Below are 23,763 nucleotides of genomic sequence, written 5' to 3' on the forward strand. Positions count from 1 at the left end.
TCGTGGGACAGACGTTCAGCCGTTGGCGCATCAGGCGCCCCGTGGCAAGCGCGCATTGCAACAAGCGCGGAACGACGCGCGCGCTGAGAATCAGGGCGCAGGGGCGGAAGTAGAACGGCGCGTCGCAAATCACTTCGCAAAATGAAGGAGGACGTGTGTTTCGATATTGTTGGGTTGTCATTGCGCTGACGCTTGGGGGCGCCCCGGTAGCAGCGCAGCCCGCGTCAAGCCCCGATACCTTGCGCGTGGGAGCGGTGGTGCAACGCGTACTACAGGCCAATCTGCAGGCGCAAGTAGCCCGCAACACCGCGCAGATTGCCCGCAACAACGTCAGCTGGGGCAACGCGTCGTTTTTGCCGCGCGTGACGGCGCAGGGGTACTACGACGGGACCATCACCGACGCGACGCAGCAGTTTGTGGGCCAGCCGAGCGAGGAGATCAACGGGGCCCGCGAGACGCAGTACGGCGCCGGCGCCACCCTGTCGTGGACGGTGTTTGACGGGCTGCGGCGCTTTTCGGTGTACGACCGCCTTCAGGCCGAGCGGGCCGGGGCAGAAGCCGGTGCCGCCGGCGTGGCCAACCAGCTGGTGGCCGACGCGCGCATCACGTACTACGAGATCGTGCGGCAGCAGCAACAGCTCGAGGTTTTGCGCGAGGCCGTCTCCATCTCGCGTGAGCGGCTGCGTATCGCCCGCGCCCGCGAAGCCGTAGGCACCGCATCGGTGCTGGACGTGCGGCAGGCGCTGGTGGACCTAAACGCCGACCGCTCCGATCTGCTGCGGCAGGAGACGGCGCTTGTGCGCACGAAGGCCGCGCTCAACCGCCTCATGAACCGTCCGCCGCGCGCGCCGTTGGGCTACGCCGTCACGCCGCGCATTCCGGTTGACACGACCCTGCAGAAGGATCGGTTGCAGGCGGCCGCCGTGCAGGCCAGCCCGGCCCTCGCGCAGGCGCAGCAGCAGGTGCGCGCCGAGCAGGCCACGCAGCGCGCCGTGCGGGCCGACTTTTTCCCGACGCTGGATGCCTCGGTGGGCTACAGCTATGCCTCGGTCAATGCCCCCAGCGGCTTCCTGATTGAGAGCACCAGCACCAACCTCACGTACGGCCTCACGCTCAGCTTCGACATCTTTGACGGCTTGAACCGCTACCGGCGTCTGGAGAACGCGGCCGTCGCGGTGCGATCGGCCACGCTGCAGGCCCGCGACATCCGGCTCCAACTTGCCACGCGCATCGACCAGCAGTATGCCGACTACCGCAATCAGCTCGCCCTTGTCTCCATCGTCCGCGAAAACCAGCAAGCGGCCGCCGCCAACGTGACCGTTGCGCTTGCGCAATTCGAGCAAGGCACCATCACGTCCGTCGAGCTTCGGGAAGTGCAGGAGCAATTTATTCGGGCCGAGAGCCGCCTCCTCGACGCGCAATTTGAAGCCAAGCGCGCCGCGATAGAATTGCGCGCCCTTACAGGCGCCTACGCCTCGCCCGAGCGTCCCTGAAACGCGGTATTGTAAGGTTATTGTTGGGCTGCCACAAACCTGTTACGTTGTGAAGGACGCATGCAATACTTGAGGCGTGCGTGCGTTGTGCGTAGTAGATGTTTTTCCGACACCTACTCATTGCACAGTAGAACCAACTATGTACCGTACACTCATTGCTAGCGGCCTCTTGGCGCTGTTGCTCGTGATTCCCGCCCAAGCACAATCCGACACGGGCGACATCGTAGAGACAGCCATCGAGGCGAAAGGCTTCAACACACTCGTGAAAGCCGTACAAGCAGCCGATCTGGTCGAGACGCTGAAGGGGGAAGGGCCGTTCACGGTGTTCGCTCCGACGGACAAGGCGTTTGCCGCGCTGCCCGACGGCACGCTTGAAAGCCTGCTGAAGCCAGAAAACAAAGATCAGCTGCGCGCGATCCTGACGTACCACGTCGTCTCGGGTGAAGTGACCGCCGAGGAAGTAGTGGGCATGGATCAGGCCATGACCGTGCAGGGCCAGCCCCTGGGCATCATGGTACAGGACGGTACGGTGTACCTGCAAGGCAAGAACAAAGCGCAGGTCGTCACCACCGATATCCAGACCTCCAACGGCGTGATCCACGTGATTGACACCGTGCTACTGCCGCCCGCCGAAGAAGACAGCGGCGACATGGGCGGAGACAGCGACGGCCGGTAACGCCCGTTTGCTTGCCTGTTCAACGCTGCTTTTGTGGCAGAACAGGATTGGACCGCACGCGACCCTCGGGGCCTTCAGGCACTGGGGGTCGTTTTTTTGTGCGCTGCGGCGGCGTAATGCCTCCGATGGCGCCGAGCTCCGTCTCTAATACGCGATCATAGAGAACCACGAGCGCATTGAGCGCCTGGTTTTGCGTGGAGGCCGCGACGTTTCGTTCCGTGGCGAGGTAGGAGAGGTACGTCCGAACGTCGGATTTCTCAAGGTGACGCGGGTGCGTGGTGTCGTGGTATTTTACGTATCGGACAATCCAGCGGGTGTAGGTCTGCTCGGTGCGGTAGCTGTAGCCTTTCCGCCGGCAGGCCGCCCGGACGCGGTCGAGGAGGGACGAGGATTCATGCGGGGACGTGGACATGATGGCGGAAGGGGGAGTCGGGGATGAGTTACGAATTTGATTCTCGGCAAAGAGGACTGTATCTTTTAGGCACGTGGCCTCCCTCTGTCATAACGTCATATATGGAAGCCTTCAGTCTTCCACTCACCGCCGTTTGGGGAGCCCTATGAATTAGCTAGAGTTCTTCGAAATCCGGATTCGTCTTATGCCGAATGGATCCGTGATGTAACACGGAATGGATCGGCTCAATACATAGTTATGCACACCCGAAGTAAGCCGGAATTTCTATATGTCTAACTTCTCCCGGGCGACGATATTGGAGACTATGTCACTGCTCGAATCCAAAACACATGGCGAAGTTGACAGGGTCGCACTTCGATTCGGCCTAGAGGACGTACTGACGGAGGATCTGAATTATCTGCGTGAGAAAGCCAATGCGATCGCGAGACACCTGATTAAGAATCCGGAGCAGCAAGGACCGAAAGGGACAAATCTGACTTTTGAGGTGATCGATCACCTTGTTAGCGAGGTCCCGGACGAAGACGATTGGACCTACTCAGACGATCAGTATTCGGAACTCAAAAATTGCCTCGCGCGCGACGGTTACGAAATTAAAGATGGGTCGCTGAAATCGAGACTGCCCAAAGAGCTGGATCTGCCTGAAAAGGAAAGCGAATTAGAGAATCTGCTTGAGGAGTATGAGTTTGAAGTAGCTGGCAACCATCTAAACCAAGCCTTTTCATGCCACGCCCGGGGAGAATGGGAATCAGCGAATGCACAGATTCGAAGTTTCATCGAGAGCCTATTCGACGCCATTAGTCAGAAGCTGATTCCTGAAGATGAAATGAGAGATTCAAGTCATGCTCGACGAGAGCACTTGGCTCAAATTGATCCGCCCTTCCTTATTCCTTCTCTCAACGAGTGGGAGGTAGGTGACAAGGGAGGATTTGTTCAGGGCTTTTGGAAACGGCTCTGTCCAGATGGGTCTCATCCTGGCTCTTCGGACAGGGAAGACAGTACGGTGAGGTTACACCTTGCAATACTTTTGGCGCACCACTTTCTCAGGCGATTATCTGAATATTGAGTAGGTGTGCATAACCCATCACTGCTGCCGACGAAGGGCGGCGGCCAGATTTCAGCGGTGGTGACTCCGCTGCTCAATTTGCAAGTTTTCCCGCCCTTCGCGGCAGAGTTTCACCGTTATCCGGCTTCTGGCAGATTCTGTCTTCCGTTTGAAAACAGCAAGCATGGGCGGCAACAAGGAGTTTCACGTCGATGACTGGAGAGAGTACGAGAACGAGATATACGGACATCTAGTCCAAGAATATTCTGGTTTCTCCCACGCTGAGGTCAAGCGAGACGTGAGAATTGAGGGAGCAATTTCTGGGAGGAAGCGACAAGTCGACATCTTGCTGATCGAAGACATCGAGGGGGAGAAAATTCAGACGGCCTATGACGCCAAGTTTCACAGTAGGCCAATAGACCTGAAGCACGTCGAGTCATTTCTTGGGATGCTCAAGGATATTCAGGTCAATCGTGGAGTGCTGGTAAGCAAAGAGGGATATACAAGCTCTGCATACAAGCGGGTATTTCATGATGAAAGAGACCTAGACCTTGACATTTGGTCGCTCGATGAGTTCAAGAGCTGGCAAGCAGCCGGGGCCATTCCTTACGCTGGCGACGCAGCTGTAATCTTACCTGCTCCGATGGGCTGGACGGTTGATATAAACAACAACCAACCAGCTCCCGGACTGGCACGGTTGTTTCGCCGAGGATTGACTTTCGAGGAAGCCCTGCAGATTCCCGAATTTGCTTATGTGCAGCTGTGGAATAGGCAGCATCGAATTGACGATTTAGACAAGCTGCTTCGGTTTCAAAAGCAAGAAATTCTAAGCGTACAACCAGAAGCAGAGTTCTCTTATGAGGAAATAAACTCTAACTCAGGTCCACCTGTGAGAAGATTGGTTCGCAGAGTTGAAACGCCAGCGTATCCGAGCGCTGAAATAACCGGGTTTGCCGAGTTTGGACACTTCATTTTCTTTATCGTCCTATTCAGCGAGCTCCATTATGAGCGAAGAAACATTCGGAAAATAAAGCACCTGCTCAAAAGAATCGTGCCTCTCACAGTCCATCACGATTCGAATCAGTCAGATCATGCCGGATAGCCTTTTTCGAAATCCGGATAACACCACGCTGCTGCTGACGAAGGGCGGGTACCCATTTCCAGCCGGTAGCGTCTTCTTCGCCTCGTTCGTAGCTTGCCGACGCCCTTCGCAGCAGAGCTCTCCCGTTATGCGGCCCGCGTAGAGAGACCTGAACCGAATTGTTCGCTTCGGCGTAGGTACTTTTGAGACGTGAATGCCTTTACATCCTCTGGCTCGATTATGAACGTTGCCGAGAAGATCAACAAGCAGGTTCAACGCCTTCCGGAGCAAACGCAGGCCGAGGTGCTTGACTTTGTAGAGTATCTGCTTACGAAAACCGAGCGCGATCAGGCTCGCGAAGAGGATCAGGAATGGACGCAGTTCTCGCTAGCCTCTGCAATGCGGGGAATCGAAGAAGAGACGGAGCCTGAATATACAGAAGGAGATCTCGAAGAGCGGTTTACGTCGTCGTGAAAGAACCTGGCCAAATCGTTCTGTATCGATTTCCCCGTACAGATTTGGCGGAGGGCAAACTTCGCCCAGCTCTGTTGATAAGCAAAGCTCCTGGGCCGTACGACGACTGGCTGATCTGCATGATTTCCTCGCAGCTCCACCAGCAGATTGAGGAATTCGATGAGTTGATTGAGGAAGGTGACAGCGATTTCCAGCAATCGGGGCTCAAAAAGACGAGTATTGTTCGAATCAGCAGGCTGGCGATTGTGGAGGGGCAGATCCTTGAGGGTAGAATTGGGAAGATCAGTTCCGGTCGGATGCAGCGGATACGAAGGCGGCTCGCGGAGTGGATTCAAGGAAGCAAGAGGAACTGAGCAGAACAGGTGTGGCCGCATAACATGCCCGGTTCAGCTGAAAATGGTCTCTGGCTGTTTTCAGGCGAGGTCAGCCAAACGGGTTCGGCTTCGCGGACCCAGATTGGCGACGCCGGCGATTGGGAATTTCGAGGAGCGATGCCGATTTGCCGTATCGGATTCTGTTGAGCCTTTCCTGCACATTTCAGCTGAGCTTTGTCCTTATGCTGCAGGGCAACATCTGGGTTCGCTGTCGGTTTTGTAATCACTATAACTACTGCCGTCAAAACAAAACAAGATCTGGCTGAGCGTCTGAGACGCCTTCGAGACGATTTGCGTCGACTTGGTGTGCAGCGCTTGGGATTGTTTGGCTCATTCCAACGGGATGACCCCCATCTGGAGAGCGACGTTGACCTTCTCTTGTAGTTTGCTCCGGGAAAGAAGTCCTTTGATCACTACATGGCGCTGTCGTTCTTGTTGGAAGAGGAGCTTGGCCGCTCTGTAGAACTGGTGACCCCGGAAGCGTTGAGCCCACACATCGGTCCGCATATTTTGAAGGAGGTCGAATATGTCGAGATCGGAGAATGGAGAGATATTTCAGGCCGCGCGGGAAGCGAACGTTATCGTGATGAGCAAGGACAGCGCCTTTCTGAACCTGCTTGGCCGGCACGGCCCGCCTCCGAGCGTGATCTGGATAACGTGCAGAAACACGTCGAACCGGCGATGCGAAAGCTTCTTGGGAAGACGCTTCAGCCGGCCGTGGAGATGCTCAAAGGCGATGAAACCGTTGTAGAAATCGGAGATCTGTAGGAGCTACATAACCCCCGCCTGCTACAGCTGGACATGAGCCGCGGTCGTACGGCCCGCACCGACGTTACAACATCGCGCTGGAAGTTCTCGGGGCGCACTCGTACACTGTAGCGATCATGCTGTTAAACAAACAAACGGATGGCTGTAATGACGAAACTGCTTTCGCTTCGCTCGACGCGCGCGTCCTGGATTGACGGGCTGCGCGAAGAACAGGCCGCGGCGGCCCTGCAAGTGCTGGGGATCGCGGGCTTTGCGCTGCTCACCGCCCTGGGCGCACAGTTTAGCGCGCGGGTGTATCTCTGGGAGGTGCCCATCACGCTGCAAACGCTTGCGGTGTACGGCAGCGGCCTCTTTTTGGGCGCGCGTAACGGCTTGCTGGCGCAGCTGCTGTACCTCTCGCTGGGATTGTTTGTGCCGGTGTACGCGGGCGACGGTACCGGCGTGGCCTACTTTGCGGGCGCGGCCTCCGCGGGCTACCTGCTGGCCTACCCGTTTGCTGCGGCCGTCGTGGGATTCCTCTCGAAGCGCTGGAAGACGCTCGCCGGGAGCACCGTCGCCATGCTGGCGGGCTCGGCACTCCTGTTTACGGTGGGCGTTTCGTGGCTCCACTACGCCGCTGATCATGCTTCGTGGTGGACGTCCATCGACCGCGGCTGGCTCCGCTTCGTCGTCATCGATCTCGCCAAAATCATCGCCGTGGCGGTGGTGTACAGCGGCGTCCGCGGACTTTTCCCGGCGGAGGACGCCTAATCCTACGCACACGTATCGGACCTTTGTGCGCGGCGCGTCTGGACACAGGCGGGCCGCGCGTTGGTTGGGGGCGTCAGTCGCGCTGGAGCCACCCGGCAACCTTGGCGCTCAGGCGGCGCGGCGTGAGCTGCGCGAGCACCGCCCCGGCCTTGTTGGCGGCTCCGGGCACCACTATCCGCTGCCCCCGCCGAAAGCCCCGATAGCCCGCTGCGGCTACCGCCTCCGGCGTCATGACGCTGGCATGTTGAAAGAGCGCGGTCTCCTGCATCTTGGCTTTGTCGATGAACGACGTGTCCGTGGGGCCGGGGCACAGGCAACTGACGGTGAGCCCATCGGCGGCCACTTCCTCCGCGAGGCCCGCGCTAAAGGACAGCACGTAGGCTTTGGTGGCGTAGTACACCGCCATGTACGGTCCGGGCTGGAAGGCGGCCGTCGACGCTACGTTGAGCACGCCGCCCGTGCCGCGCGCCTGCATGGCCGGGAGCAGGGCGCGGGTGAGCGTGGTGAGGGCGGTCACGTTCACCTGCACCATGTCGGCTTGCTGCTCGGCATCCAACGTGGCAAAGGGCCCGCGCAGGCCAAACCCGGCGTTATTGACGAGCACATCCGGCGACAGCCCGCGGGCGTCGAGCGTGTCGACGATGTGTGCCGTAGCATCGGGACGGGCCAGGTCGGCCACCAGCACCTCGGCCTGTACGCCATGTGTGCGCGAAAGCTCGGTAGCCTGCTCGTTTAACGCGTCCTCCGAGCGGGCCAGCACGATAACATCCGACCCGTCGGCCGCGAAGCAGCGCGCCAGGGCGGCGCCAATGCCGGAGGAGGCGCCGGTGATAAGAGCGGTGTCCATGGGAACGATGGGCTGGATGAAAGCAAGCGGGCGAAGCGCTACGTCTCGGCGCGCAAGACCTCAAGCGGCGGACGGTTGTACAGGCCGCGGCTTGTCGTGAGTCCGACGCCCACGGTGAGCGCGACCACCGCGAGCAAGGCCCCTGCAAGCGCCGCTGGGGCCCACACAAACGGACCCTCAAACACGAACAGCGACAGGCTCCACGCGGCCACGAGCGATAGTACGATGCCGGTGAGCGCGGCAAACGTACCCAAGAACAGGTACTCGATGGTCGTAATCTGAAAGACGGTGCGTTTGGACGCGCCCAGGGTTTTGAGGAGCACACTTTCGGCGGCGCGCTGCGAGCGGCTCACCACCACGGCGCCCACCAGCACCAGCAGGCCCGTGAGGATGCTAAAGAGCGCCATGAACCGAATCACGAAGGCCATGCGCTCAAAGAGCGCGTTGAAGGTGGAGAGGATCAGCGAGAGGTCGATGGCCGAGACGTTGGGGTAGCGCTGCACCACTTCCGCCTGGACGCGGCCGGATGCCTCTTCCGTTGACGCCCGGCTGAGCACGACCCACATCTGCGGGGCTTGCTCCAGCACCCCTTCCGGAAAGACGACGAAGAAGTTGGTGCCAATGCGTTGCCAGTCGACCTGCCGGATGCTGCCCACGGTGGTGGCGAGCGGAATGCCCTGCACGTCAAACGTGAGCGTATCGCCCAGCGTCACGCCCAACTCGCCGGCGATTTCTTCTTCGATCGAGACGGGCACCGCTGCGCCGCTCCGGAACGGGTTGCCGGCTACCGAGTCGGCCAGCGAGCCTTTGAGGAGCGTTTCGCTTGGGCTGAGATGGTCGCGGTAGGTGACGCGGTAGTCGCGGCGGTGGGCCCACGTGAGGTCGACCGAGTCGGCCTCCAGGGCCTCAATCGACCGGCCTTTTACGCCTTGCAGCTGCGTGGTGACGATCGGCACGCGCTGCAACACGGGCAGGTTTTCGTTGCGCACGATGGAGGTGACACCCGCCAGCTGATCCGTCTGCACGTCGAACAGCACGAGGTTGGGCTGTCCGCTTCCGCCGGTGACCTCAATGGTTTCGAGGAGTGTGCGCTGCGTGAGGAAGAGCGTCATGATGAGGAAGGTGCCCAGCCCCAGCGCCAGCATCAGCAAGGTGGTCTGGTTTTGGGGCCGGTACAGGTTGGCGAGCCCCTGCCGCCACGGGTACGACCAGGCATCGGAGAGGATGTACCGCGCGCCGACCGCGATGCCCCGGGCCGTAAGTGCTAGCAGACCAAAGACGACGAACAGGCCGCCCGCGTAGCCCAGCCCAATTTCCCACGTGGGTGCCTGCAAGACAGCAAATCCGGTGACGCCGCTGGCAATGGCGAGCGCGATACCCACGCGCCACGGGTCCTTCCACGCCGGCGGGCCCGACTCCACCGACGACCGCAGCGCGCGCATGGGCGAAACGTCGCGCACCTCCAGCAACGGCAACAGCGCAAACAGCACCGTCACGCTCACGCCCACGCTCAGCCCCAGCACGAGCGCCTCCCACGACACCGCAAAGTTGACGGCCACCGGGAGGAAGTCCGCGAGCAGCCACGGCACGATCACCTGCACGCCGACGCCCACGAGGCAGCCCGCCAGCGCGCCAATGAGTCCCAGCGCAGCGGCCTGCAGCACGTAGATGCCGAACGTGGTGCGCCCGGCCGCGCCCAGGCAGCGCAGCACAGCAACCGTCTCGATGCGCTGCTGCACGTACACATGCACCGCGCTCGCCACGCCCAGGCTCCCCAAGATGAGGGCGATGAAGCCCACCAGGCTCAGGAAGCGGTACAGATTGCCCAGCCCCTCTTGCCAGCGCTCCGACGTTTCGGCCACGGTGTCGAGGTCTACGTCGGCCTTCTCAAACGCCGGGCGGATGGATTCCACGAGGGCCTGCACATCGCGGCCGTCGTTGAACTTGAACAGAATGGAGCGCTCCACGCGGCTGCCGCGGGCAAACAGCGTCGAGTCGATGCCGGCTTGGGGAACGTAGACGCGCGGGCTGATGGTGGAGAACGCCGCCGATTGTCCGGGCATCTTTAGCACCTCGCCGGCGATGGGGTAGGCGCGGTCGCCGATGCGCACCGAGTCGCCCATCGTCAGGTTAAACTGCCGCAAGAGGGCGCCATCCACCAGTGCCCCGCCGCGTGCCCGGTAGGTGGCGTAGGCCGAGTCGGGCCGCGTTTGGGCGTCGCCGTAGAACGGATAGGGGCCGTCGATGGCGCGCACCGTGACGAGGCGCGTGCCGTTGGCGGAGGGGAAGTACGCCATGGAGGCGAACGAGGTGCGGCGGGCCTGCGTGCCCCCGATCGAGTCGATGAGGCTCACGATGTGGGGCGGCAGCGGCTCCTCGTGCTCGATCCGCAGATCGGCCCCCAGGAGGGCGCGGGCCTCGTTTTCGATAGACCGTGTGAGGTTGTCGCCAAAGCCATTGATGGCCACCAGCGCCGCTACACCAAGCACCATAGCGGCAAGGTACAGTAGCAAACGCGAGCGACTGCCGCGGCTGTCGCGCCACGCCATCCGAAACAAAAAGCCCATGGCGTTGAGGAGATACATGAATCCGTGCAGAAAATCGTGAGTAGCCCCCAACGCACAGGCGCCGCAGGCGCTCCACGGTTACGGAACCGTTGCGGATGAAACGCGCTGCTGCTATGTTTGAACGATTCCCGTTTTTGCTCATCAGTCGTCGATCGGTTCTTGCCTGACGCTTCGTCCACGCTTGTCATCATTCCCACGTATAATGAGGCCCAAAACATTGAAGCCGTGCTGGAAGCGGTGCTGCAGCAGCCCGGCCGGCTGTCGGTGCTCGTCATCGACGACGGCTCGCCCGATGGCACCGCCGAACTGGTGACAGCGCGGCAGGCGCGTCATCCCGAGCGCATTCATCTGATCCAGCGGGAGGGCAAGCTGGGCTTAGGTACGGCCTACCTGCGCGGGTTTCAGTTCGCCTTGCAGCGCTCGTACACCTACATCTGCGAGATGGACGCCGACCTGTCGCACGACCCGGAGGACCTGCCGCGGCTGGTGGGGCCGGTGCGCAGCGGATCGGCCGACCTGGCCATCGGGTCGCGCTATGTGGGCGGCGTGCGCGTCATCAACTGGCCCCTGACCCGGCTGATGCTGTCGTACGGCGCGGGCGTGTACACGCGGCTCATCACGGGCCTGCCGGTGCAAGACGTGACGGCGGGCTTTAAGTGCTTTCACCGCCGGGTGCTGGAGCGGATCGACCTCGACCGCGTGCGCTCGAATGGGTATGCGTTTCAGGTGGAGATGCATTACCGCACGTGGCGCGCGGGCTTCGATATTGTGGAAGTGCCCGTGGTGTTTACCGAGCGCACCGAGGGGCAGTCCAAGATGAGCAAGGCCATCGTACGCGAAGCGGCCTGGAAGGTGTGGGAGCTGCGGCTGCGGGCGCTGTCGGGCAAGCTGTGAGCGCGGGCGACTTTAGGTCATCCCGTAGGGGCAATCTCCACAGTTGGGCAATCTCCACACATCGGAACGGCTGCTCATTTCGTTTATTTCACTTAACGCGTGTGTAGCTTACTTCAGTATCCCAAAAAAACCATTGCGATGCCCCAAGCCACACGCCGTAGTTCTACGCTACCGGATAGGCAAACGGATGCTCTTAATGATGTGCGCCGCGTGTTGGAGCGCCACCCTGACGCCTCAGCCGTGACGCTCACCGTCGAAGATGAAGCGGTTGACCTAGATGCTGGCCTGGTTGCTCAGATGCTAGAGGCGTTTGCAGCGCTTGCTCGTGGTGAGGATCCGCTTGCGGACAAGGAGTTGACGACAACTGAGGCCGCCGACCTGCTCAACGTCTCACGTCCCCATCTCGTGAAGCTCCTCACACAGGGCAAGATTCCCCACCATAAGGTAGGAACCCACCGCCGTGTGTACCGCGGTGATGTGCTGGCGTACAAACGCAAGCAGCAGGACATCTCTAACGAAGCCATGCAGGCGCTTGCCGATCAGGCACAAGCGCTAGATATGGGGTATTAGGATGAGGTCGTGATGATTTTCTGTTCGTCTTTGACGTGACATTTCTCATGTATGTCCACACGGCCGGTCGTCCTCTACGACGCCAATGTGTTGTATCCGGCGCAGCTTAGGGACTTGTTAATGCGATTGGCCATAGCAGATTTGGTGCGTGCGCACTGGAGCGACGCGATTCATGAAGAATGGATGCGTAGTCTGCTGGCCAATCGCAGAGACTTGACGCGTGCCCAATTAGAGCGAACCCGTGACCTCATGGAAGCAGCCCTTCCGGGCGCGTCGGTCGATAGGTATCAGCAGAACATACCAAAGGTCACGCTTCCCGATCCAGACGACCGGCATGTCTTGGCTGCTGCAGTCCATGCGGGTGCAGAATAGATCGTAACGTTCAATCTAGCGGATTTCCCTGCGTCGGCGCTTGACGGCTGCGGGGTCGAAGCCGTACATCCTGATACGTTCCTTGTGATGCTTTTTGATCGAACGCCAAACGATGTCATAAAGGTCGCTAACAAGCATCGCGCTTCTCTGCGAAATCCGCCAATGAGTCCATCAGACTACCTCAAGTCCCTCAGAAATGGGCGACTGCCAAGCGTTGCAGGGAGGCTAGAGGCGCACGCAGATCGGATATGATTTCGTAAATGAATTCCAAAGTCTATGACGATTCAATACCCACAATTGCTCTGAACAGGGATCAAAAGCAGGCGAATGATCGGGCGTTGCGCGTGCAATTGGGCAAACCGAACCGAATAACCATCTGAACCATCCATACCACATCGCTATCATCAACCCATCGCATCGTTTCTACTGCCACGGCCTCCTGCGCAGCGACGATAGCTGTGGTGCAGACCCCTACACGCGAATGGGTTGTTTGCTGATTGCTGCTGTGGGGGTACGTGAAGCGAACGGCCACATCGGCAGTGGGTACGTTACCTGTAGTTTGTTGCTTTGCTCATCAACCGCTCCATCCGCTCATGCAGCTGCAAAACATCCTTGTACCCACCGATTTCTCCCCCTGCGCGTCGCACGCGCTCACCCAGGCGGTGGATCTCGCCCACCGGCGCGACGCCACCCTTCACGTCGTGCACATCGTCAACGAGCTGTCGCCCTCCTGGTACGGCCTCGACGCGGCCCGCGAGCAAGCCGAAAGCATTCAGCGCCTCATCGAGTCGGAGGCCATGGACCGCCTGGAGGCGCTGGTGCCGCCGTCGGGCGAAATTAGCGTCCGGGCCGATGTGGACGTGCAGGTCAGCTTCGACGTGGCCGAGGCGATTGAATCCAATATCGAGGAGCGGTCCATCGACCTGGTGGTGATGGGCATGCGCGGCCATGCCGATGACGAACGGCTGGGCCACGTGGCGCATGAGATCATCCGCCACGCCCCCTGTCCCGTGCTGGCCGTCAACGAACAGGCGCCCTGGGCCACCGCCGATGAACAGATCGGCCACGATGACCTGCTGGTGCCCATCGACTTCTCGGAGGCCTCGGAGGCCGCGCTGGTGACGGCCCGTGAATGGGCGGAGTGGTACGGGGCGCGCCTCCACCTGCTCTTCGTAGGCGAGCAGCGCCTGGTGCCTACCTTCAGCGACATTGGCGTGCCTACGGTGCAGCGCCTGGACATGGACGATACCATGATCGAGAATGCCGAGGCGGCCCTACAGCAGCTGTACGAATCGGGCGATGGGCCTACGGGGCCGGTGTCGTACCACGTGGTGCAGGGCCATGTGGCGGAGGAGGTGCTGGACTATGCCGAGACGCATGGCATGAGCCTCATCGTGATGGCGCCGCGTGGCCTCTCGGGCATGCAGCGTTTCTTACTAGGCAGCAATACCGAGCGCGTGGTGCGTCTGGCGCCCTGCCCGGTGCTCACCTTGCGTCAGAGCCAGGATGCCTGATGCGTGCGTGCTGCTGCGGTGAAGGCCGCTGCAGACATGGGCTCCGGCGAGTCCCTATCGGCAACCGGACGCCCAACTTCCGCTGCCTTACCAAGCCTCATGGCGCTGGACACGCGCCTTACACCAGCGTGGCGCGTCGTTCGGCGTCGTGGGGCTCGGGGTAGTCGAGGGTGTAGTGCAGTCCGCGGCTCTCGCGGCGTTGCCGTGCGCACTCGATGATGAGGTAGCTGACGGCAATCATGTTGCGGAGCTCGCACAGCGGCTCGGAGACGTGCGAGGCTTTGTAGTGCGCCTCGGTTTCTTCGTAGAGCAGGCGCGTCCGCCGCCGCGCGCGCTTCAGCCGCACGTTGGAGCGCACGATGCCCACGTAGTTGCTCATCACGCGCTGCAGCTCGTCGCGGTTGTGGGTGACGAGCACGTGCTCGCCGGGCTGCTCGGTGCCGCTCGCGTCCCAATCCGGAATGCCGTCGGGGCGGTACGCGTCATCGCGCAGGTACTGCAGGGCGGGGGGGGCGGCGCGGTGGCTAAAGACGAGGCCTTCCAGCAGCGAGTTGCTGGCCAGGCGGTTGGCGCCGTGCAGGCCCGTGCAGGCCACCTCGCCCGTGGCCCAGAGGCCGTGGATGGACGTCCGGCCGTGCGCGTCGGTCTGCACGCCCCCGCACTGATAGTGGGCGGCGGGGACGACGGGAATGGGCGCAGCCGTGATGTCGATGCCGTACTGCAGGCACGTGTCGTAGATGGTGGGGAAGTGCGTACGGATGGCCTCGGCCGGCTTGTGCGAGATGTCGAGCCACACGTGCGACTCGCCCCGCTGCTTCAGTTGGTCGTCGATGGCGCGGGCCACGATGTCGCGCGGGGCAAGCTCGCCGCGTGCATCATATTCGGGCATAAACCGCTCGCCGGCCTGGTTGCGCAGGATGCCGCCCTCACCGCGCACCGCTTCCGAGATGAGAAAGGAATCGGCCTCGGGGTGGTAGAGCGCCGTGGGGTGGAACTGCATAAACTCCATGTTGGCCACGCGGGCCTTGGCGCGATAGGCCATGGCCACGCCGTCGCCGGTGGCTACCAGCGGATTGGTGGTGTGGCGGTAGACTTGCCCGCAGCCGCCGGTGGCCAGCATTGTGACGCCGGCGGTACACGTGTGTACCGTGCCTGTGGCTTTCTCCAGGACGTACGCGCCAAAGCAGTGCACATCGGGCCGCAGCCGCGAGACGTGGCGGCCCAGGTGGTGCTCGGTGATGAGGTCGACGGCGTAGTGCGCCTCGAACACGTGGATGTTGGGATGGGCCTGCACGCGCTCCACCAGCGTGTGCTCTACCTCGTAGCCGGTGGCGTCGGCCGCGTGCACAATGCGGTTGGCGGAGTGCCCGCCCTCGCGGCCCAGGTGCAGCGCGCCGTTGCCGTTGATGCGAGTAAAGGTGGCGCCCATGTCCATGAGTTCGCGAACCCGCGCGGGGCCCTCGCGCACGACGATCTCTACAATGTCGCGGTTGCACAGCCCGGCGCCCGCGATGCACGTGTCCTCGATGTGTTGCTCGGGGGCGTCGTCGTCGGCCATCACCGCGGCAATACCGCCCTGTGCATACGCGGTGTTGGCTTCGTCAATCGCGGCCTTCGTGACGAGGGCAACGGAGGCATGGTCGGCCATGCGCAGCGCGAACGTGAGGCCCGCTACGCCGCTTCCAATCACAAGTACGTCGTGGTGCATAAAAGCTGAATACGCTGCTGTAGTACAGTGGCACCACAGCATACGCCGGCCGCCGGAGGGAGTTGTCGCTACCGCGGGGGCCTCCAACGATACCGGGAATTTTCCAGTAACGCCTCATTTACCTTGCCGCTCCCTCAAGCGCTCGCGTTGTTCCGTGCGCCATGCCTCGTACGCGTCCATCTGTTGAGGGGTAAGGACGGTTCGCAGGCGCGCCGCGGTGCGTTCGTTGAGGCGACGCATCTTTTGCAGCAGGCGCCAGCGCGCGCGGCGGCTCAGGGCGTCGCGTTGGGCCTCTGGCGGCCTAAGGGCGCGAAGCTGCGTGATATGGTCAACGAGTATCGGGCGCACGGCTTGCTCTTGCTTGGACGTGAGGTCTAAGTCCTTCGAGAGGCGGAGCAGGTACAGGTTGGCGATCATCTCCGGATCCGCCGGCGGGCGTGGCGGGGCTTCGTAGGCGGTGCCATCGAGCAGGCGCGCCAGAAACTCGCTGTCCTGCCATTCGGCATTCGGTCGTCCGAGCCGCACGACGACCATGTGGCGCGACGGGATGATGTACAGGCGCTGGTTGAACAGACCGGCCGCCATGAACACATCCGGCGGCCCCTCGCCATAGATGAGGCGTTCTTGGGCACCGCCTACAGACCGGGGGATCTGCTGGAAGAACGCGTTGCTGGTATCTACCGGGGCGTTGAGCCAGACCGACAGCCCGTAACCCGGCGCTACAGGGCTCGCCGTGGTGAGGCGGTCGATGAGGCCCGGCGGCACCACCGCGGCGCCCGCCCAGCGTCCGTCGTTAAGGATGAGGCGACCGAAGCGCAGCCAGTCGCGGGCCGTCATGTACGCGCCGCCCGCCAGGTTCGGGTCGCCCTGCGTGCGGGCCCACCGCGCGACCTCGGCCCCGATGGGGTCGAGGAGGCGCTCCTGCAGGTACTGTGTGGGCGTCGTGTCGCCAAGCACGTCGCGCAGCACGGCCCCAAATACCTGAAAGCCGGTTGAGCCGTAGCGGAAGCCTTCGCCCGGCGGATGCACAAGCGGTTGGTTGAGGGCCTCCGCAAAAGTCATGGAGGGGTGAACGCCGGTCTTGAGTCCGCTGGTAAGGTGCAGCAGCTGCCGGATCGTAATCGTAGCCTTCTGAGAATCCGTGCGCCAGGACGGCAGGACCGTGGCTACGCGCTGGTCGAGCATCAGCAGCCCATCGGCAATGGCTGCGTGCGCGAGCACTCCGTTGAAGGTCTTGGTGCCGCTGGCCAAAAGATGCGGTGTCGTAGCGTCGTACCCGTTCTGGTACGTCTCCAACACAAGCGTGCCGTCCACCCACACCAGCACTGCATCGCCCGCATGGGCTTCGGAGTAGGCGGCTGCCATCTGGAGATTCTCTTCGGGGATGGGACCCGTTGTCGGAGGATCTTGGGCGACCGGCGGTGTTGCGGCGCTGCATCCAACGAGTAGAGCAAAGAAAATAAGTAGGGAGCGATACATGGCGGCTGCGTGTGTAGGAATCATAGCATGAGGCGATCCACTGTGCATACACGCTCGACGGTAACAACCCCCCAATCTTAAAATGATACAATAATGTAACGCAGCCAAATGCAGCGCACCGCCACGCCGGGGAGCCGACGGGCGGTGCGGTGGGGGCTTTCGAGACGTGCTTGCGGGTCGTTATCCGATCTTGCCTTCGTCCTTCAGGCGGGCCAGCGTGTCGAGATTCGACTGCACGTGATCGGCCGAGGTGGCCATGAGGTCCTGCTCGTCGTCGTTGAGGTCCACCTCAATGATGTCCTCCACGCCGTCCGCGCCCAACCGAGCGGGCACGCCAATGAACAGGTCGTCGAGGCCATATTCGCCGGTGCAATAGGCCGCGCAGGGCAGGATGCGCTTGTTATCTTTGATGATGGCTTCGGTCATTTCCGCGGCCGCCGCGCCGGGGGCGTACCAGGCCGAGGTGCCCATCATCTCCACGATTTCGCCGCCGCCGCCCTTGGTGCGCTCCACGATGCCGTGGATGGTGTCGTCGTCGAGCAACTCGGTGATCGGGATGCCGCCAACGGTGGTGTAGCGGGGGAGCGGCACCATCGTGTCGCCGTGGCCGCCCATGAGCAGCGCCTGAATGTCGCGCACCGACACGTTTAGCTCCATCGCGAGGAACGCGCGGTAGCGGGCCGTGTCGAGCACGCCGGCCATGCCCATCACCTTGTTATCGGCAAAGCCGCTCTCCTCGAACGCCACGTACGTCATGACGTCGAGCGGATTGGAGACGACGATGATGGCAGCGTCGGGGCTGCCCGCGGCGAATTGCGATGTCACCGAGCCTACGATCTCGGCGTTTTTGGCGAGCAGGTCGTCGCGGCTCATGCCCGGTTTGCGCGGCAGGCCGGCCGTGATGATACACACGTCCGAGCCTTCGGTGGGGCCGTAGCTGTTGGTGCCCACGATGCGGGTATCGAACCCGTGGATGGGCGCCGACTCCATCATGTCGAGGGCCTTGCCCTGCGGCATGCCTTCCTGGATGTCGACCATCACCACCTCTTGCACCATGTCTTTGCGTGCAACGCACTCGGCGGCGGTTGCGCCTACGTTGCCGGCGCCGATAACGGTAACCTTCATAATATTCTCCGTTCGGATCAGAAAAGAGCGATTTTGAGCGTCTCACTACACAAAATGGCGGATGACGCATTGCCCTGCCACCAAAATTCGACAAATTCACGTGGCCTTCGGAAGCGCTTGCGTGCCGAAGCAGCGGCGACCGAAGGTCATATCTGCGATGGGGCCTTGGTCATATCTACGATGCGATCTCCGGGTGTGAAAGGGATCGTCCCATGGCGCCGATTGCCTCCGATGATTGCACGGGTGATAGGTTGCTCGTGGGCGGCGTCAGTGTGCGGCTCTTGGTGAGTCAAAGACTCGCGGATCGGGGCGCAGCGGGCGTGGCGTGCCGATCTCCAAAGCGTCGAAGGCCGGATGCCGGGGGTTGATAAGATAGTTCGATTCGAGGGGCTCCACCACGCTCGGGACGTTCAACACAAGCGATTGATTAGACCGGGCCCACGCATCACCTACGGCTTGACTCACGGGGCCGTACGGGCGGTCGTCCCATCCATCGGGCAGGCGATCTGGCGTGGCAACGTGATCGGATGAGAAGTACGCGGGAATGCGTACGTATGACTGCAGATGCTTGCGTTGGGTGACGCGCACGAGCAGCTCTAGCGTTGCCAAAGCTAGCGACTCGGCGGTGTAGACCACGGGGACGCCCACGCTGTTGAAGCGTCCCCCGTATTGCTTGGCGCCTTCTCCCGTAAACGCTGTGTCCTGATACGTTGCCTGGGTGATGCGCCATGCCGTGATGCGTTGCGCCACAGGGACGGTGGGCTGAACGAAGGAAACCACGTGGGCTGGGCTACAGGGCGACGCCGTGTGCAATTTGACCAAGCAGCTGGTCGACGCGACGCGCGCCGGGCTCTGTGTCGGCAAACTGTAGGGGCGTTTCGTCTCCTAGCGCCACGTTGGGTTCGTGCATCCAGGTTCGGGCGTCTTCCGTTGAGCCGAACACAGACGTTGCGTGGCGGATGAGCTGAAGCAGGCGAATTACGCGCTCAGACTCGTCGGGGCGAAGCGTGCCCTCGCGTCTGCGGCGGGTTAGCGTGCGTTTGGGGATGCGCACAACACGTGCCAGCGCGGCGTCCGTGAGCGCCAGTGCTTCTTTTAGGCGCTGCAAGGCGTCAGTGGATACGCCCTCACGAATGATGGCAATCGCTTCGGTGGGTGGCGCATCGGGAGCGAGGGCATCGTGCAGTGCAGCGGATGTCGTAGCAGCGGAGCATTTCATAACCGCGCGGGGCGTGTGGCGGAGAACGGTGTGCCATGTGGCGTTCCACGCGATTAGATGCTTCGCTGTTTCTCATCTGCGGGAAGATGTTGTCTCATCGCGGAGATTGCCGCCAAAGGCCTCCACGCTCCCGGTGTCCGCTCACAATGACATGAATGGTCAGAGGGGAGCTCGGATGTTGCTGGTTATAGGACGTAAGTCGGATTGATATGTCCTACTGCATGGCACACGAATATGGCCCTTTATCCGTGCGCTGGTGTAGGAGCGCCGTACTGTTCGAGCAGCACATGCAGGATTTGTGCGGCGGCCTCGGCGATGACGGTGCCGGGACCGAAGATGCCGGCCACGCCGTGCTCGTACAGCACGTCGTAATCCTTGTGCGGAATCACCCCGCCCACAATCACGAGGATGTCGTCGCGGCCAAAGTCCGCGAGCGCGTCCATCACCTCGGGCACCAGGGTCTTGTGGCCGCCGGCCAGACTGGAGACGCCCAGGATGTGCACGTCGTTTTCCACGGCCTGTCGGGCGGCCTCGGCGGGCGTCTGAAAGAGCGGGCCGATGTCAACGTCGAACCCCAGGTCGGCAAAACTGGTGGCAATGACCTTGGCGCCGCGGTCGTGGCCGTCCTGGCCCATCTTTGCGATCATGATGCGCGGGCGGCGCCCGGCCACTTCGGCAAACCGGTCGGCAAGGGCGCGGGTCGCCTGAAACTGTTCGTCGCGTCCGGCTTCTTCGGCATACACGCCGCTGACCGACGCGGTGCGCGCGACATGACGACCGTATACGTCTTCCAGCGCCCGCGAAATTTCCCCGAGGGTCGCGCGGGCCCGGGCGGCGTCTACGGCGCGGGCAAGCAGGTTGCCGTCGCCCGTTTCGGCGGCGTGGCGCAGGGCGTCGAGGGCGTCGTCGACGGTTGTTGCATCGCGGGCGTCGCGGAGCGCCCCCAACTGTTCAATCTGCTGGCGGCGCACGGCTTCGTTGTCTACTTCGAGCGTGTCGATGGGCTCAACGTCGTCGGGGCGGTAGCGGTTGACGCCCACCAGCACGTCTTTTCCGGTGTCGATGCGCGCCTGCTTACGGGCGGCGGCTTCTTCAATCCGCAGCTTGGGCAGGCCCTGCTCGATGGCTTCCGTCATGCCGCCGGCGTCTTCCACCTCCTGGATGAGGGCCCAGGCGCGGCGGGCGAGCGTGGCCGTGAGGCGCTCGACGTAATAGGAGCCGCCCCACGGGTCGATGGCCCGCGTGATGTCGGTTTCGTGTTGCAGGTACAGCTGCGTGTTGCGCGCAATGCGAGCGGCAAAGTCGCTGGGCAGCGCAATGGCTTCGTCGAGGGCGTTGGTGTGCAGGCTCTGCGTGTGCCCCAGCGCGGCCGCGAGGGCCTCTAGCCCGGTGCGCATCACGTTATTGAACGGATCCTGCTCGGCCAGCGAGTACCCCGAGGTCTGGCAGTGCGTGCGCAGCGCCATCGACTTCGGATTTTCAGGAGCAAATTCCCTCACCAGCTTCGCCCACAGCAGCCGTCCGGCCCGCATCTTCGCGATCTCCATGAACGGATTCATGCCGATGGCCCAAAAGAAGGACACGCGCGGTGCGAAGTCGTCAATGCCGAGGCCCGCGTCCAACCCGGTGCGCAGGTACTCCAGACCATCCGCAAGCGTGTAGGCGAGCTCCAGGTCGGCCGGGGCCCCGGCCTCGTGCATGTGATAGCCGCTCACGCTGATGGCGTTAAAGCGCGGCATCTCGTCGGCGCAGTACGCAAAAATATCCCCAATGATGCGCATGGAAGGCTGCGGGGGATAGATGTACGTGTTGCGCACCATGAACTCCTTCAGGATGTCGTTCTGGATGGTGCCGCTCAGTTGCGCGTGCGACACGCCTTGCTCCTCGGCGGCCACGATGTAAAAGGCCATCACCGGAAGCACCGCGCCGTTCATGGTCATCGACACGGACATCTCGTCGAGCGGAATGCCGTCGAACAGCACCTTCATGTCCTCCACGCTGTCAACGGCCACGCCGGCCTTGCCCACGTCGCCGCGCACCCGCTCATGATCGGAGTCGTAGCCGCGGTGCGTGGCCAGGTCGAACGCGACGGAGAGCCCCTTTTGCCCCGAGGCCAGGGCTTTCCGGTAAAAGGCGTTCGATTCCTCGGCGGTCGAAAAGCCGGCGTACTGCCGGATGGTCCACGGCCGAAAGTTGTACATGGTGCTGTACGGTCCGCGCAGATAGGGCGGAAGCCCCGCGGCAAAGTCGAGGTGATCGAGGCCCGCTACGTCATCCGGACCGTAGGCGGCTTGTACGTCGATCTGCTCCGGGGTTGTCCATGCATCGCGGGGCGGCGACGCGGCGGGCGCGTCGGCAGGCTGGTAGGCGCGGTTGGAAAAGTCGGGGCGCGTCATGGCGGGAGGCGTAGGGGTTGGGTGGAAAAAGACGCGACGGGTTAGGCAAGGCCCAGGCGGTCTTGCGCGGTGGTGAGGGTGTCGAGCAGCGGCGCGTGGCGATGGATGAAGCCGTCGGCGGTGGCGTCGATGGACGCGGGGGCTCCGGCGATGTACACGAGGGGCGGCTGTTTACCGAGGGCGTCGCGTAGGGCGGGCATGGCATCGGCGTACGCCTCGTCGCTGCTGCACAAAACGATCAGGTCGGCGTCGGCTGCGGCGGCGTCGGCGCCTTCGGCAACGGATGCAAAGCCCACGTTTTCAACGATCTCGAAGCCCGCTACGCCAAAGAAGTTGCGCGCAAAGGTGGCGCGGGCGCTGCGCATGCGGCGCGGGCCCACGGGCAACAGAAAGACGACGGGCGTCCGCGGCGCGCGCTCGGTCCGCAGCCGGCATGCTTCCACCGCGGCGCTCAGGCGCTGCGCGGGCAGCGGGTCCAGAAAGGACTCGGCGTCGTCTTGAAGTCCGGCCCACCGGTCGGCCAGCGTAGCCGGGGCATCGGGCGCGAGCGGCGCTTCGGCGGGCGCATCTGCGGCAACGGGCGTCCCCGACGGCCGCGCGTCTACGTCCGCTGTACGGCGTTCCGCTGGGTTCGGGTAGTGATTGGTGCCCACGAGTATCCGCGTCCGGCGCGCGACCTCCGCCAGGCGCTGTTGTCCCACCGATCGAATCCGCTCGTGCAGGGCGCCGTCGCGCAGGGCTTCAAGGATGCCCCCGGCGCCTTCGATCGCCTGAAAACGCGACCATGCGGTGCGCGCGAGCTGGTCGGTGAGCGCCTCGATGTAGTACGATCCGGCGGCCGGATCGGCCACATGGTTCAGGTGCGCCTCGTGCTTCAGGATGAGCTGCGTGTTGCGGGCCAGACGGTCGGCGAAGGCGTTCGGTGCGCCGCCCGCGGCATCAAACGGGGCCACGCTGATGACATCGGCCCCGCCAAGCGCGGCGGCGGTGGCGGCGGTGGTGCCGCGCAGCAGGTTCATGTGCGGATCGTACACGGTGCGGCTGCGCCATGCGGTGTGCGCGTGGAGGCGCACGCTGTTGGCGTCGTACGATGCGTCGGCTGCCGCGGCGTCCAGAAATCCGGCGGCCACCTGGGGCAGCAGCAGGCGGAGCGCCCGGAGCTTGGCGAGCGCCGGGAAGAAGCTCGTGCCAACCGGAACGACGAAGTGGATTGCTGCCAGCAGGTCGTTGAGCGCCAGCCCCCGTTCCGTTTCCTGCGCGAGCAGTTCACTAAACGCGGCCAGCGTACAGGCCATCTCGTCCACCATGGCGGCCCCGGCGCGGTGGTACGGCGTGGCGTCAATGGCCAGCGGGTGGGCCGGTCGCGTCTCCGCGCGCACAAGCTGGGCGGCGTAATCGTAGGCCTGCTGCGGACGCGTGAGCGTGCCGGTGACCAGCGCGGCGGTGGGGGCGTAGTTGAGCACGACGAGCGGGGGCGCTTGAGGCGTCGCGCTACGCACCATCGTCCATGCTGCGAGGCCGAGCGGGCCGCCGGGGAGGTGCAGGCGGGTGCTGGGGGCGAGGGCGTCGAGCACGCGGCGCCAGTCGTCCCGCGTCTGCAGCGCCGGCCCCACCAGCCGCCCGTCGCGGACGGCCATCTGCAGACCAATGTCGGTCACATCGGCGGCCTGTGCGGCGTCGAGGGCCCGGCAGAGGTCGTCTGGGGACGCGTGCGCAAGGTCTTGTCGGATGCGCCAGGCATTGGCAGGCGTATCGTCGCTCGCGGCTAGCGGAGAGGAAGCGCTTTCATCGCTGACGTGCGAAAAGTCCGCCAGATCCTCGGCCCGATAGTACGGCCGGAGGCGAAAGCCGTCGAGGCTGTCCCAGACGAGCGATTCAACGTCGTCTGTGCCCATATCCTTGCGGATGCGGGCGTTCCAGTCCTCGGTAGCGACCGGGGGAAACGCGTCGAAGAGCGGTGATTCAGGCGCGGGGATGTCGTTGGGCATACGCAGGGAGCGAA

General features: G+C 62.7%; 23 protein-coding genes. 13 read left to right on the forward strand and 10 right to left on the reverse strand.

The genetic code is table 11. The features are described 5' to 3' along the window. The first annotated feature begins 155 nt into the window (after positions 1-155). Both SALLO_RS0103335 and SALLO_RS14895 read left to right on the forward strand, forming a co-directional pair. Complete coding sequence (locus SALLO_RS0103335) at positions 156-1,493, forward strand: TolC family protein (RefSeq protein ID WP_022834902.1); 1,338 nt, start codon at positions 156-158, stop codon at positions 1,491-1,493. Positions 1,494-1,632: 139 nt separating this feature from the next. Further along, entirely contained in the window at positions 1,633-2,169 is a 537-nt protein-coding gene (locus tag SALLO_RS14895; RefSeq protein WP_022834903.1) for a fasciclin domain-containing protein, read from the forward strand. Between the two features lie 19 nt (positions 2,170-2,188). Here the strand turns inward: SALLO_RS14895 and SALLO_RS14900 are convergent, their stop codons facing one another. Next, a complete protein-coding gene (locus SALLO_RS14900) occupies positions 2,189-2,581 on the reverse strand; it encodes a site-specific integrase (protein WP_022834904.1) in 393 nt (130 codons plus the stop codon). Positions 2,582-2,885: 304 nt separating this feature from the next. On the opposite strand from SALLO_RS14900, the gene SALLO_RS17600 reads away from it, so the two are divergent. From SALLO_RS17600 to SALLO_RS0103375, 7 genes are all read left to right on the forward strand, one after another. Continuing rightward, complete coding sequence (locus tag SALLO_RS17600; protein ID WP_169577874.1) at positions 2,886-3,644, forward strand: hypothetical protein; 759 nt, start codon at positions 2,886-2,888, stop codon at positions 3,642-3,644. A 163-nt stretch (positions 3,645-3,807) separates the two neighbouring features. Then, on the forward strand, positions 3,808-4,725 hold the full coding sequence (locus tag SALLO_RS0103355; RefSeq protein ID WP_022834906.1) for a restriction endonuclease: 918 nt from the start codon (positions 3,808-3,810) through the stop codon (positions 4,723-4,725). 219 nt (positions 4,726-4,944) lie between these two features. Then, positions 4,945-5,178 (forward strand): DUF2281 domain-containing protein, encoded by a 234-nt coding sequence (locus tag SALLO_RS0103360; protein WP_022834907.1) that lies wholly within the window; start codon positions 4,945-4,947, stop codon positions 5,176-5,178. Further along, positions 5,175-5,531, forward strand: a complete 357-nt coding sequence (locus SALLO_RS0103365) for a type II toxin-antitoxin system PemK/MazF family toxin (protein WP_022834908.1) — start codon at positions 5,175-5,177, stop codon at positions 5,529-5,531. The genes SALLO_RS0103360 and SALLO_RS0103365 overlap by 4 nt, the downstream gene beginning before the upstream one ends. Positions 5,532-5,726: 195 nt before the next feature. Next, positions 5,727-5,936, forward strand: coding sequence for a nucleotidyltransferase domain-containing protein (locus SALLO_RS18850; protein ID WP_407689955.1), 210 nt, complete (start codon positions 5,727-5,729; stop codon positions 5,934-5,936). Positions 5,937-5,969: 33 nt separating this feature from the next. Next, positions 5,970-6,320 (forward strand): hypothetical protein, encoded by a 351-nt coding sequence (locus SALLO_RS18995; protein ID WP_228702764.1) that lies wholly within the window; start codon positions 5,970-5,972, stop codon positions 6,318-6,320. Positions 6,321-6,467: 147 nt separating this feature from the next. Beyond that, positions 6,468-7,070, forward strand: coding sequence for a biotin transporter BioY (locus SALLO_RS0103375; RefSeq protein ID WP_022834909.1), 603 nt, complete (start codon positions 6,468-6,470; stop codon positions 7,068-7,070). 73 nt (positions 7,071-7,143) lie between these two features. Here SALLO_RS0103375 and SALLO_RS0103380 read toward each other — a convergent pair whose 3' ends face one another. Both SALLO_RS0103380 and SALLO_RS0103385 read right to left on the reverse strand, forming a co-directional pair. Then, on the reverse strand, positions 7,144-7,917 hold the full coding sequence (locus SALLO_RS0103380; RefSeq protein ID WP_022834910.1) for an SDR family NAD(P)-dependent oxidoreductase: 774 nt from the start codon (positions 7,915-7,917) through the stop codon (positions 7,144-7,146). Positions 7,918-7,955: 38 nt separating this feature from the next. Continuing rightward, the gene (locus SALLO_RS0103385; protein ID WP_022834911.1) at positions 7,956-10,502 is read right to left on the reverse strand and encodes an ABC transporter permease; all 2,547 of its coding nucleotides are present in this window, start codon (positions 10,500-10,502) and stop codon (positions 7,956-7,958) included. 141 nt (positions 10,503-10,643) lie between these two features. On the opposite strand from SALLO_RS0103385, the gene SALLO_RS0103390 reads away from it, so the two are divergent. The 4 genes from SALLO_RS0103390 (at position 10,644) to SALLO_RS0103405 (ending at position 13,834) form a co-directional block, all read left to right on the forward strand. Further along, the gene (locus SALLO_RS0103390) at positions 10,644-11,378 is read left to right on the forward strand and encodes a polyprenol monophosphomannose synthase (RefSeq protein WP_022834912.1); all 735 of its coding nucleotides are present in this window, start codon (positions 10,644-10,646) and stop codon (positions 11,376-11,378) included. Between the two features lie 240 nt (positions 11,379-11,618). Then, positions 11,619-11,948, forward strand: a complete 330-nt coding sequence (locus SALLO_RS0103395; protein ID WP_040605934.1) for a helix-turn-helix domain-containing protein — start codon at positions 11,619-11,621, stop codon at positions 11,946-11,948. A gap of 51 nt (positions 11,949-11,999) precedes the next feature. Beyond that, a complete protein-coding gene (locus SALLO_RS18860; RefSeq protein ID WP_211214075.1) occupies positions 12,000-12,320 on the forward strand; it encodes a PIN domain-containing protein in 321 nt (106 codons plus the stop codon). Positions 12,321-12,913: 593 nt separating this feature from the next. After that, on the forward strand, positions 12,914-13,834 hold the full coding sequence (locus SALLO_RS0103405; RefSeq protein ID WP_022834914.1) for a universal stress protein: 921 nt from the start codon (positions 12,914-12,916) through the stop codon (positions 13,832-13,834). 118 nt (positions 13,835-13,952) lie between these two features. On the opposite strand, the gene nadB is transcribed toward SALLO_RS0103405, so the two are convergent. From nadB to SALLO_RS0103440, 7 genes are all read right to left on the reverse strand, one after another. Continuing rightward, entirely contained in the window at positions 13,953-15,542 is a 1,590-nt protein-coding gene (nadB, locus tag SALLO_RS0103410; protein WP_022834915.1) for an L-aspartate oxidase, read from the reverse strand. Between the two features lie 114 nt (positions 15,543-15,656). Beyond that, positions 15,657-17,021, reverse strand: coding sequence for a serine hydrolase (locus tag SALLO_RS14920; RefSeq protein ID WP_169577875.1), 1,365 nt, complete (start codon positions 17,019-17,021; stop codon positions 15,657-15,659). A 180-nt stretch (positions 17,022-17,201) separates the two neighbouring features. Next, positions 17,202-18,146: a malate dehydrogenase gene (gene mdh / locus SALLO_RS0103420; protein ID WP_022834917.1), complete on the reverse strand. Its 945-nt coding sequence runs from the start codon at positions 18,144-18,146 to the stop codon at positions 17,202-17,204. A gap of 267 nt (positions 18,147-18,413) precedes the next feature. Continuing rightward, complete coding sequence (locus tag SALLO_RS0103425) at positions 18,414-18,926, reverse strand: RES family NAD+ phosphorylase (protein WP_211214076.1); 513 nt, start codon at positions 18,924-18,926, stop codon at positions 18,414-18,416. Positions 18,927-18,936: 10 nt separating this feature from the next. After that, positions 18,937-19,365: a type II RES/Xre toxin-antitoxin system antitoxin gene (gene parS / locus SALLO_RS14925; protein ID WP_022834919.1), complete on the reverse strand. Its 429-nt coding sequence runs from the start codon at positions 19,363-19,365 to the stop codon at positions 18,937-18,939. A gap of 242 nt (positions 19,366-19,607) precedes the next feature. Beyond that, positions 19,608-21,761: a methylmalonyl-CoA mutase gene (scpA, locus tag SALLO_RS0103435; RefSeq protein WP_022834920.1), complete on the reverse strand. Its 2,154-nt coding sequence runs from the start codon at positions 21,759-21,761 to the stop codon at positions 19,608-19,610. Between the two features lie 41 nt (positions 21,762-21,802). Further along, positions 21,803-23,749: a methylmalonyl-CoA mutase family protein gene (locus SALLO_RS0103440; protein ID WP_022834921.1), complete on the reverse strand. Its 1,947-nt coding sequence runs from the start codon at positions 23,747-23,749 to the stop codon at positions 21,803-21,805. Between the last annotated feature and the right edge of the window lie 14 nt (positions 23,750-23,763).

The sequence above is a fragment of the Salisaeta longa DSM 21114 genome (assembly GCF_000419585.1).
Taxonomy (GTDB): Bacteria; Bacteroidota; Rhodothermia; order Rhodothermales; family Salinibacteraceae; genus Salisaeta; species Salisaeta longa.